4 protein-coding genes are annotated in these 11,035 nt (G+C 60.9%); all 4 read right to left on the bottom strand.

Annotation, left to right across the window (positions count from 1 at the left end; genetic code table 11):
- Positions 1-519 precede the first annotated feature (519 nt).
- Positions 520-915 (bottom strand): type IV secretory system conjugative DNA transfer family protein, encoded by a 396-nt coding sequence (locus KPF47_RS36435; protein ID WP_224392937.1) that lies wholly within the window; start codon positions 913-915, stop codon positions 520-522.
- Positions 915-2,069 carry a hypothetical protein gene (locus KPF47_RS36430; protein WP_224392936.1) on the bottom strand — a complete coding sequence of 385 codons (1,155 nt, stop codon included), beginning with the start codon at positions 2,067-2,069 and terminating at the stop codon, positions 915-917. The genes KPF47_RS36435 and KPF47_RS36430 overlap by 1 nt, the downstream gene beginning before the upstream one ends.
- A gap of 4,262 nt (positions 2,070-6,331) precedes the next feature.
- Positions 6,332-6,853, bottom strand: coding sequence for a J domain-containing protein (locus KPF47_RS36425; RefSeq protein WP_224392935.1), 522 nt, complete (start codon positions 6,851-6,853; stop codon positions 6,332-6,334).
- A complete protein-coding gene (locus tag KPF47_RS36420) occupies positions 6,850-8,736 on the bottom strand; it encodes a TraG/TraD/VirD4 family protein (RefSeq protein ID WP_224392934.1) in 1,887 nt (628 codons plus the stop codon). Before KPF47_RS36420 ends, KPF47_RS36425 begins: the two co-directional genes overlap by 4 nt.
- Positions 8,737-11,035: the final 2,299 nt, after the last annotated feature.

Below are 11,035 nucleotides of genomic sequence, written 5' to 3'. Positions count from 1 at the left end.
CCACCCATGCTTCAGCGAGAAGATAGGTGTAGGCATCGCAGATGTTTTGGAACTCCTCCTTCGAGCCTCCGATATCCGGGTGGTGGGCTCTGGCTGCTTTCGGTAGGCAGAGTGTAGTCTTGTGGACTGGCCGCAGGTGATACTTTGAGGCGCTGCGCAGCCGCCTCCCGGGACAAGGTGGTCATTTCTTCCACCCCGGAATCTGCTCCTCCAGGGTCTTCGTCCGGGCCTTGAGTAGGGCAACCGGTTGCTTCGCATGCCCGGCCACCAGCAGGTTCCGCTTTGCTGAACCGTGATGACCTTGCTCGGAAGCCGCCTCGTCTTGTCCACGGGCTTCACTACCCCGTAGGTAACCTTCTCCGAAGTCGCGTGAATCCAGTGCCTGTCCGGTAGCTGTCGCACCCGGTTCGGGTCCAACAGATACGCATCCTGCCGCCGAAGACTCCCCGTCCCTGTAAACTCTGACTCCGATAACTGCAAACCCAGCTTCACCGATCTTGCGGGACCCGAACCGCTTAGCTAGGGGCTCCGCCGCCTCAGTCCGGCCGATAAGCATTCCCCGCCCATCGCCGAGAACAGTCGCTGTCGTTCGTCCTCGGTGTCCCCGAATCCGTAATAGGACTGGGCCGATGGGATGCAGGCACCGCCCATCCCCCGGATTCGCTCCACCAGGTTCGTCAGACTCCCGGTGAGCTTCCCCGTGATCGCGGAGAACTCGTCCACGATGAACAACGTCTGCCTTGGCTGCTGCGACAACTCATACATCAGCAGCTCCAGCAGCACCGCCGCCTTCGCCTCCGCCACAACCCTGTCGATAGAACCCGGCACCAGCACATACAGCGCATCGAAGTCCGACAACGGCCGCCCGGCATCGAAGTCATCCCCCAAAGCCCGGAACAACTCCGAGAACAGCATCAAGTCCGCCGCCAACGGCGACGGCCCCGCACCCGACGCGACGTCGTCAGCGCCCGCACCGCCGCGGACTCGACGGGGTACTTCTCCCACGTCTCAGTCAGCCACTTCTTGGTCAGCCGTTTCAGGAGGTCCACCGAGTCCATCGGAGGTCCCTTTGGCGAGTCAATGAGCAGATGCAGGAGCCCCCGTTGGAGGACGTCGTAGAAGCGGTGCTCGGTCTTCGCCAGGGCGTGTAGGGACGCCTGGAGCTGCCGTGGGGGGAGCCGCCACATGTTGAGCCGGTCGATGAACGGGAAGATCCCAACCCGGTTCGGCTGCAAGCCCAGGGCCTCCATCTCCTCGGCCCACTCCACCGCCTGGTCCCCGCCCTGGCGGCCTCCCTTGCAGTCAACGAAGATGGTCAGCGGCCGCGTGGTGTACACGTCCCGTGAATGCGAGCCAGTTCCTACCTGGCTCGACTCCCGGTACGTGGCCCACGCGGCTTCCGTCCATCCGCAACTGAGCCGGATCAACGTCGTCGACTTCCCTGAACCAGTCGACCCCACACACGCCATGTGCCGTTTGATCCGCTCCACCGGAACTGCGAAGTACGGGGCGTTCCGCTTCCCGATCGCTTGCCCCAGTAACTCCGGATGCGGATACACATCCTCATACTTGTGACCCAGAATCACTCTCTGCCCTCTCGACAGTGGTGTGATCTCATGCTTCGCCCGCAGACGGGCATTCCACTCTTGGCGCTTCTGCTGCCGATACACATGGCGTTCACCCTTCACTCCTTCCTTCCCTGACCGCATCCGCCGCGTATAGCGGTGCCACCACACCCACGCACCAAGACAGGACAGCAGCAACGTCCCACCCGTTGCATTCACGAATCCGTGTAGCCACATCCCGGCCCACGCCTGCTCAATAGCTGTGCGCATCGTCGTGACTGGCGCGAACCAATCATCGACCCACCACGCCGCGATCACGCTCGCCCCGAGCACGAGGAAGAACACGTTTCGCAACCGGGACGGATGCCACCCCTTCAACGACGCACCCGCAACGATCCCAGCACCCAGGATGATCGCCGGCAGCAACACCACCCCAGCCGCAACTATCGCCGCAAGCAATATTCCGGCGATACTCCCCTGAGCCCATATCGGCCACTCCATCACGCGCCATCTACCTTTAGACGCCGAACCCAACCCTTCGGTTGCCATCTTGGAATCTCCTCCTCCAAGCTCCGGACATAAATACGCCGATACTTGTCGTCCTTTTGGCTGTTTACTCGAAGCGTGAACTCATTCATCACCTCCCTCACCGTCCGCAAGGCTGCCGGAGAACACCAATAGGCAATACTTGAGCAATCCAAGTCTCTTGCTCGCCTCTGAATCTCCGGAATTAAACCATCGTGCAAATTCACGCCACCTCCAAATGCTCTTTCTTTAGAGAGGTATCGAGTTCGGGTCTTAGCTGTCAGCTCGACCTCGATCAAAACCCGAGCACCGTTCTCTAGAATTTCTACCCCATCTGGCATATGTGGATATTCCTCATCCTTGAGGCGCCACCCGTGCTCATGCCACAGGCTGCGCTCCGACTCCCATCGATCCAGAGCAAACCCTGTGCGGTGCGCTCGTACCGCCGCCACTGCTCGGGTATGGGCCGCTGTAGTCGGACGGGGCTTCCACTCCCGCGCATTCCATCCCAGGAATTGATCCGTTGTTGCTTTGGTTGGCCACACCCACGCCGAACCAGCGTCGACGTAGTCACGTTTGACCCAAGCCGCCTGCTCCCAGCGCCGCACAACCTGCCTGGCTCGTTCCTCTGTAATATTCAGGTGGTGTTGGAGGAGGTCCATGGGGATGCCGTACATGTGCGCCATCCACTCCATGAGTTCAGCATCTCTGGCTGTCCTTCGGACTGTTCCTGCGTCGCTTCGCTTCGCTCGTTTCGGCCGTGCTTCTTCTGGCATTGTCTGGCTCCTTGTCTGGCTCATGTTTTACTCACTGCCCCTGCATGGGTTCTTCCTGTTTTCTTCTGTTTTGTTTCTGCTTTATCCGATTGGGCTTTGCCCTCCCTGCCCTGTGCTCTTCGTGTGCCTTTCTTTGCTGTGCTCTCTGCGTAGCCATTTCCCTGTGTTCCCCCGCTCTTTTTTTCTTTTTTTGGTCGCTCCACCTGCGCACCGCACGCCCCTCTTAGCCACACTCCCTTGCCAACCCCCTGTCTGTTGATCTTGTTTTTGATCTTGTCTTTGGTCTTTTCGACTTGCCTTCCCGCCGCCGCCGCGCGACACCTCAGTTCCTCGTCGCGAAGCAGAGGGACCGAGGTGTCGCGCGGCGGCGGCGGGAAGGCCCACCCCTATAACCGCAGGTCAACCCCCTCCCCCACCGCCCTAAACCCCTGTTTTCCACCCATGGCACTAGCCATGGGGTTTCAATGCTATTTCCATGTGGTTTCACACCGTACACAAACCCCTCTTGGCTCGCAATGCCCTGTTGGAGTGACCGTGAGGTCGCTCCGTGTGGGGTGCGCCCGGAGGGCGCACCCCTAGGGGTTGGGGGCCTCCTGTCCGTCACCTGGGCGCAGCCAGACCAGGGCTTAGTGAGGGGGCAACCCATGAGGTTCGGGTTGCCCCCTCACTAAGCCCTGGTATCCCTTGGGCAGGTGATGGGCAGGAGGCCCCCAACCCCGATCCTGGGGTGAGGAACCGTGCATTAGCCCTCGCCTATTCAGCCGGGTTTGTCCTCCTGTCCGGAGCCTGCCCAGCGGCGAGCGTCTGCCTTTGACCTTCGCTTTTTGTTCCGCCTTCGGCGGAATCCCTCCGGGGGTCGGGCGCTCGCCGCCCCGAACCCCGGCAGACTCCGGACAGGAAGCCCCGGTTCTTTCGGCCCTGTCCGACATCTGCCACAACGGATACCTGGGGTCTCCCAGAATGCAAGGGACACCCCACCCTTGCATTCTGGGAGACCCCAGGTCTGGCTACGCCCAGATGACGGACAGGGCCGAAAGAACCTCCAAGCAAAACCCGCTCACACACAAAAACAGGGCGGACCCCCACCCGGGGGTCCGCCCTGTCTCCCTACCGCCGTATCGACGACAGCACTCAGGAACAGCTAGTAGCCGTCCCGGCTCGAGGGCTCGTGCCGGGCATCCTCTACTGTTACTTCCTCTCTCAGACAGAGTTTGGGGAATCGTTACTCCATTAGTGGTGCACTCTGCCCCTCACCGTTCCCCAGGAATCCGAGATAGACAAAGAGTCGCCGCGGATCAAGGATGTGATCCGCGGCGACTCTTTTTCAACCACTAGCTGCGCGCTGGAGGATGCTCCTCGTTGAAGCTACTGCAGACGTACACGTATCTACTATGACCGTCGAGAGCGTCACCACGCTCTCGAACATAGCGCGCAACTTCGCTCTCGGGGTGTCCGCCCTCGGTAAATACGTGCGCCGGGATGTCTAATTCATCCGGAGCGATCCCCTTGAATGCGATAACTACCTCGGCGGCGGGTCCGTCGACTAACTCCCCGCTGTGTTGTTCATTCATGTGTCAATCAGTAGTGCCTCCACAGTTTCATAGACCTGACGGCGCCGTCATGCCATCCTCCGACCCAGTTGTGGTGAGTGCCAAACATCGGCTTCCGGTTTCCTTGAAAGCTTGGGTTAGTATATATTCTCTGAGCAGTGCAGCCGTTTTCTGCAATATAGGATCGGATTCCACTCATCCCGTTGTTGACCTTACTGAGGCTCCGAAGTGAGTATCCCAGCGCGTCACAGGGTCCGTCCTTGCCGTAGATATGGCGGACAGCTCCCTTATAGTCAGGAAGTGACCACAATTCAACTAGGACCGGAATCCGCGGAAGCGCGTAGTTTCGCTGCTTCTCCATCTCATTCTTCGCGGCGTCTCTGAGAACTGGATCAGACGAACAAGAGTCTGCGACGACAGTCGCGTCCCCTGTGGTCGGGTTACGCGTTACATATGTGTCGCAACTCGAACCGGCACTTCCTTTTGGCGCCAGAGCCTCTCCTGTCGGATCGTTTGACTTCGGGGACTCCACGGCGGATGCCGCTGGTGCTGCAACGCCCAGCGCGATAGCTACGGCAGCGGCGATAACCACGGCGCGGCGGACGATTGGTCTCGGGGACAAGCTACCTCTCCTGTTCAGCTTGACTACTTCAATTCACCTTAGACAATCGAGGGCTGGGCAGCTAGGGCTCTCTGGAAAGTGGGTGAATTGTTCCCGGTGCGCAAAGTCTCAGAAGTCAGATTCCAGAATGCCTATGGAGTTGCCCCCCATTTGGTTCGCTCGGGACAAGCGGTCGGTCGGTGGTGGTCGGGTCTGGCGTAGTGGTCGGTGATCTGCCCGCCGCGACGATCGGTCATGTCCGCTGACGTGGTGGATGAAGATGGCCGCCTCGTGAGCTTTCGTGGGTCGATCTAGGCGGTGAGCGCAGTCGTGGTCGTCATCACGCGGTCACATCCCGACGCCTCGCCGCTGTCCAGCGACGAGGTTGTACACCACGCCCCTGGAAGCAACCGGCTTTTGCCGGGGTCGGGGGCTTCTCTACTGCCTGCTAGAGCAGTTTGCTTGTCCTGCCTGCCAGAGGGAGGGCAGCGAAGGGAGCCCCCCCCCTACCCGGTCAACGGCGCGCGGATGCGCAAGGTTGACCGGGTAGGGGGGAGACTCGGATCGAACGGTCGCGGCTTGTCTGCCGTCGGTCGGTTGCTTCGGTCGCGTGTCCCGGGCACCGCGTTACTGATGCCCCAGGGCGGGATGTCCAGTCAGTCTGTCGCATCGGCTACTGCGTTGAACACGTCCGATGCGCACCCCCTCTGCGGGGGTCAGCCTGGGCCTGCCGTGTTCCGCTCCATCCTGTGGAGCAACGGCTGCTGCTGATCTGGTCCAGCTGCAGGTTTTTACCTTCTGAGGGACCGGACCCTGGGCCGGGACGTTTGATGACCCAGTTCTCGATGCATCTGGGAGCGTGACGAGCGTGTCGCTGGTGCCCGGGAGCGTCTGGCCGCTATCCTGACCATTCATTTGTGTTGTGTTCAGCTCACAGTGAACCAGATGCCCCCGCTCCGGCGGGGGCATCTGTGTGTTTGCCCAGGTCGTCGGCGTGTCGCGCCGGGTCTTGCCACCGCCAGCTCGGGCTCTAGGGTCTGTCCCCGTGGGTATCGACCGAGGCATGCGAGTCCCGTGGGAGATCGGGACCGCCTACTGCCCCACCTGCTCCGCGGTCAAGGGCGAGCCCTGCACCGAACGCCGACCCCGACCCCACCGCGGCCGCCGCTTCCGCCGCCAGATCCACCCAGCCCGCCGTGCCGCTCAAGGCCCGATGACCGCTCACCGGAAGCCCCCATCGCAATAGTTAGCGTTCTCGACACACAAAGGTAGGGCGGGCCCCTACCGAGGCCCGCCCTACCTTGCCGAGAACTACTAGTAGCCGTCCCGCTCGAACCTCTCCATCCGCTCAGCCGTCATGGTGGGGATCGGTCCGGTATCCCAACCTTGGTCGCTCTCTGCTCCTTCTGCGGTGGTCTTTTTACTCAGTGGTCGACCTATCGCCAGGTAGTCTAGGCGGATGGTCAGTGCGGTCGCGACCAGAGTTACGACCGCTGAGTAGAACGCGACTCCGATGAAGATCGGGATCAGGATCAGCACCGCCGCTTCCACCATCCCGAGAACGATGGCTAGGAAGGTGAATTTGCTCCGGACCCACACCACCGGTCCGAATCCCCGTGCCGGGTCTGGCCGTGACTCTTCCGGGGTGTCCACCCATGCTTCAGCGAGAAGATAGGTGTAGGCATCGCAGATGTTTTGGAACTCCTCCTTCGAGCCTCCGATATCCGGGTGGTGGGCTCTGGCTGCTTTCCGGTAGGCAGAGTGTAGGTCTTGTGGACTGGCCGCAGGTGATACTTTGAGGCGCTGCGCAGCCGCCTCCCGGGACAAGGTGGTCATTTCTTCCACCCCGGAATCTGCTCCTCCAGGGTCTTCGTCCGGGCCTTGAGTAGGGCAACCGGTTGCTTCGCATGCCCGGCCACCAGCAGGTTCCGCTTTGCTGAACCGGTGATGACCTTGCTCGGAAGCCGCCTCGTCTTGTCCACGGGCTTCACTACCCCGTAGGTAACCTTCTCCGAAGTCGCGTGAATCCAGTGCCTGTCCGGTAGCTGTCGCACCCGGTTCGGGTCCAACAGATACGCATCCTGCCGCCGAAGACTCCCCGTCCCTGTAAACTCTGACTCCGATAACTGCAACCCAGCTTCACCGATCTTGCGGGACCCGAACCGCTTAGCTAGGGGCTCCGCCGCCTCAGTCCGGCCGATAAGCATTCCCCCGCCCATCGCCGAGAACAGTCGCTGTCGTTCGTCCTCGGTGTCCCCGAATCCGTAATAGGACTGGGCCGATGGGATGCAGGCACCGCCCATCCCCCGGATTCGCTCCACCAGGTTCGTCAGACTCCCGGTGAGCTTCCCCGTGATCGCGGAGAACTCGTCCACGATGAACAACGTCTGCCTTGGCTGCTGCGACAACTCATACATCAGCAGCTCCAGCAGCACCGCCGCCTTCGCCTCCGCCACAACCCTGTCGATAGAACCCGGCACCAGCACATACAGCGCATCGAAGTCCGACAACGGCCGCCCGGCATCGAAGTCATCCCCCAAAGCCCGGAACAACTCCGAGAACAGCATCAAGTCCGCCGCCAACGGCGACGGCCCCGCACCCGACGACGTCGTCAGCGCCCGCACCGCCGCGGACTCGACGGGGTACTTCTCCCACGTCTCAGTCAGCCACTTCTTGGTCAGCCGTTTCAGGAGGTCCACCGAGTCCATCGGAGGTCCCTTTGGCGAGTCAATGAGCAGATGCAGGAGCCCCCGTTGGAGGACGTCGTAGAAGCGGTGCTCGGTCTTCGCCAGGGCGTGTAGGGACGCCTGGAGCTGCCGTGGGGGGAGCCGCCACATGTTGAGCCGGTCGATGAACGGGAAGATCCCAACCCGGTTCGGCTGCAAGCCCAGGGCCTCCATCTCCTCGGCCCACTCCACCGCCTGGTCCCCGCCCTGGCGGCCTCCCTTGCAGTCAACGAAGATGGTCAGCGGCCGCGTGGTGTACACGTCCCGTGAATGCGAGCCAGTTCCTACCTGGCTCGACTCCCGGTACGTGGCCCACGCGGCTTCCGTCCATCCGCAACTGAGCCGGATCAACGTCGTCGACTTCCCTGAACCAGTCGACCCCACACACGCCATGTGCCGTTTGATCCGCTCCACCGGAACTGCGAAGTACGGGGCGTTCCGCTTCCCGATCGCTTGCCCCAGTAACTCCGGATGCGGATACACATCCTCATACTTGTGACCCAGAATCACTCTCTGCCCTCTCGACAGTGGTGTGATCTCATGCTTCGCCCGCAGACGGGCATTCCACTCTTGGCGCTTCTGCTGCCGATACACATGGCGTTCACCCTTCACTCCTTCCTTCCCTGACCGCATCCGCCGCGTATAGCGGTGCCACCACACCCACGCACCAAGACAGGACAGCAGCAACGTCCCACCCGTTGCATTCACGAATCCGTGTAGCCACATCCCGGCCCACGCCTGCTCAATAGCTGTGCGCATCGTCGTGACTGGCGCGAACCAATCATCGACCCACCACGCCGCGATCACGCTCGCCCCGAGCACGAGGAAGAACACGTTTCGCAACCGGGACGGATGCCACCCCTTCAACGACGCACCCGCAACGATCCCAGCACCCAGGATGATCGCCGGCAGCAACACCACCCCAGCCGCAACTATCGCCGCAAGCAATATTCCGGCGATACTCCCCTGAGCCCATATCGGCCACTCCATCACGCGCCATCTACCTTTAGACGCCGAACCCAACCCTTCGGTTGCCATCTTGGAATCTCCTCCTCCAAGCTCCGGACATAAATACGCCGATACTTGTCGTCCTTTTGGCTGTTTACTCGAAGCGTGAACTCATTCATCACCTCCCTCACCGTCCGCAAGGCTGCCGGAGAACACCAATAGGCAATACTTGAGCAATCCAAGTCTCTTGCTCGCCTCTGAATCTCCGGAATTAAACCATCGTGCAAATTCACGCCACCTCCAAATGCTCTTTCTTTAGAGAGGTATCGAGTTCGGGTCTTAGCTGTCAGCTCGACCTCGATCAAAACCCGAGCACCGTTCTCTAGAATTTCTACCCCATCTGGCATATGTGGATATTCCTCATCCTTGAGGCGCCACCCGTGCTCATGCCACAGGCTGCGCTCCGACTCCCATCGATCCAGAGCAAACCCTGTGCGGTGCGCTCGTACCGCCGCCACTGCTCGGGTATGGGCCGCTGTAGTCGGACGGGGCTTCCACTCCCGCGCATTCCATCCCAGGAATTGATCCGTTGTTGCTTTGGTTGGCCACACCCACGCCGAACCAGCGTCGACGTAGTCACGTTTGACCCAAGCCGCCTGCTCCCAGCGCCGCACAACCTGCCTGGCTCGTTCCTCTGTAATATTCAGGTGGTGTTGGAGGAGGTCCATGGGGATGCCGTACATGTGCGCCATCCACTCCATGAGTTCAGCATCTCTGGCTGTCCTTCGGACTGTTCCTGCGTCGCTTCGCTTCGCTCGTTTCGGCCGTGCTTCTTCTGGCATTGTCTGGCTCCTTGTCTGGCTCATGTTTTACTCACTGCCCCTGCATGGGTTCTTCCTGTTTTCTTCTGTTTTGTTTCTGCTTTATCCGATTGGGCTTTGCCCTCCCTGCCCTGTGCTCTTCGTGTGCCTTTCTTTGCTGTGCTCTCTGCGTAGCCATTTCCCTGTGTTCCCCCGCTCTTTTTTTCTTTTTTTGGTCGCTCCACCTGCGCACCGCACGCCCCTCTTAGCCACACTCCCTTGCCAACCCCCTGTCTGTTGATCTTGTTTTTGATCTTGTCTTTGGTCTTTTCGACTTGCCTTCCCGCCGCCGCCGCGCGACACCTCAGTTCCTCGTCGCGAAGCAGAGGGACCGAGGTGTCGCGCGGCGGCGGCGGGAAGGCCCACCCCTATAACCGCAGGTCAACCCCCTCCCCCACCGCCCTAAACCCCTGTTTTCCACCCATGGCACTAGCCATGGGGTTTCAATGCTATTTCCATGTGGTTTCACACCGTACACAAACCCCTCTTGGCTCGCAATGCCCTGTTGGAGTGACCGTGAGGTCGCTCCGTGTGGGGTGCGCCCGGAGGGCGCACCCCTAGGGGTTGGGGGCCTCCTGTCCGTCACCTGGGCGCAGCCAGACCAGGGCTTAGTGAGGGGGCAACCCATGAGGTTCGGGTTGCCCCCTCACTAAGCCCTGGTATCCCTTGGGCAGGTGATGGGCAGGAGGCCCCCAACCCCGATCCTGGGGTGAGGAACCGTGCATTAGCCCTCGCCTATTCAGCCGGGTTTGTCCTCCTGTCCGGAGCCTGCCCAGCGGCGAGCGTCTGCCTTTGACCTTCGCTTTTTGTTCCGCCTTCGGCGGAATCCCTCCGGGGGTCGGGCGCTCGCCGCCCCGAACCCCGGCAGACTCCGGACAGGAAGCCCCGGTTCTTTCGGCCCTGTCCGACATCTGCCACAACGGATACCTGGGGTCTCCCAGAATGCAAGGGACACCCCACCCTTGCATTCTGGGAGACCCCAGGTCTGGCTACGCCCAGATGACGGACAGGGCCGAAAGAACCTCCAAGCAAAACCCGCTCACACACAAAAACAGGGCGGACCCCCACCCGGGGGTCCGCCCTGTCTCCCTACCGCCGTATCGACGACAGCACTCAGGAACAGCTAGTAGCCGTCCCGGCTCGAGGGCTCGTGCCGGGCATCCTCTACTGTTACTTCCTCTCTCAGACAGAGTTTGGGGAATCGTTACTCCATTAGTGGTGCACTCTGCCCCTCACCGTTCCCCAGGAATCCGAGATAGACAAAGAGTCGCCGCGGATCAAGGATGTGATCCGCGGCGACTCTTTTTCAACCACTAGCTGCGCGCTGGAGGATGCTCCTCGTTGAAGCTACTGCAGACGTACACGTATCTACTATGACCGTCGAGAGCGTCACCACGCTCTCGAACATAGCGCGCAACTTCGCTCTCGGGTGTCCGCCCTCGTAAATACGTGCGCCGGGATGTCTAATTCATCCGGAGCGATCC

It is taken from the genome of Pseudonocardia sp. ICBG1293 (genome assembly GCF_020131355.1).
Classification (GTDB): Bacteria; Actinomycetota; Actinomycetes; order Mycobacteriales; family Pseudonocardiaceae; genus Pseudonocardia.
This window is presented reverse-complemented; position numbering and strand designations above follow the sequence as displayed.

What these genes read in the sequence shown, in the direction of transcription:
- KPF47_RS36435 (WP_224392937.1), bottom strand. Translation starts at nt 915, where the DNA reads ATGCTGTTCTCGGAGTTGTTCCGGGCTTTGGGGGATGACTTCGATGCC.
- KPF47_RS36425 (WP_224392935.1), bottom strand. Translation starts at nt 6,853, where the DNA reads ATGACCACCTTGTCCCGGGAGGCGGCTGCGCAGCGCCTCAAAGTATCA.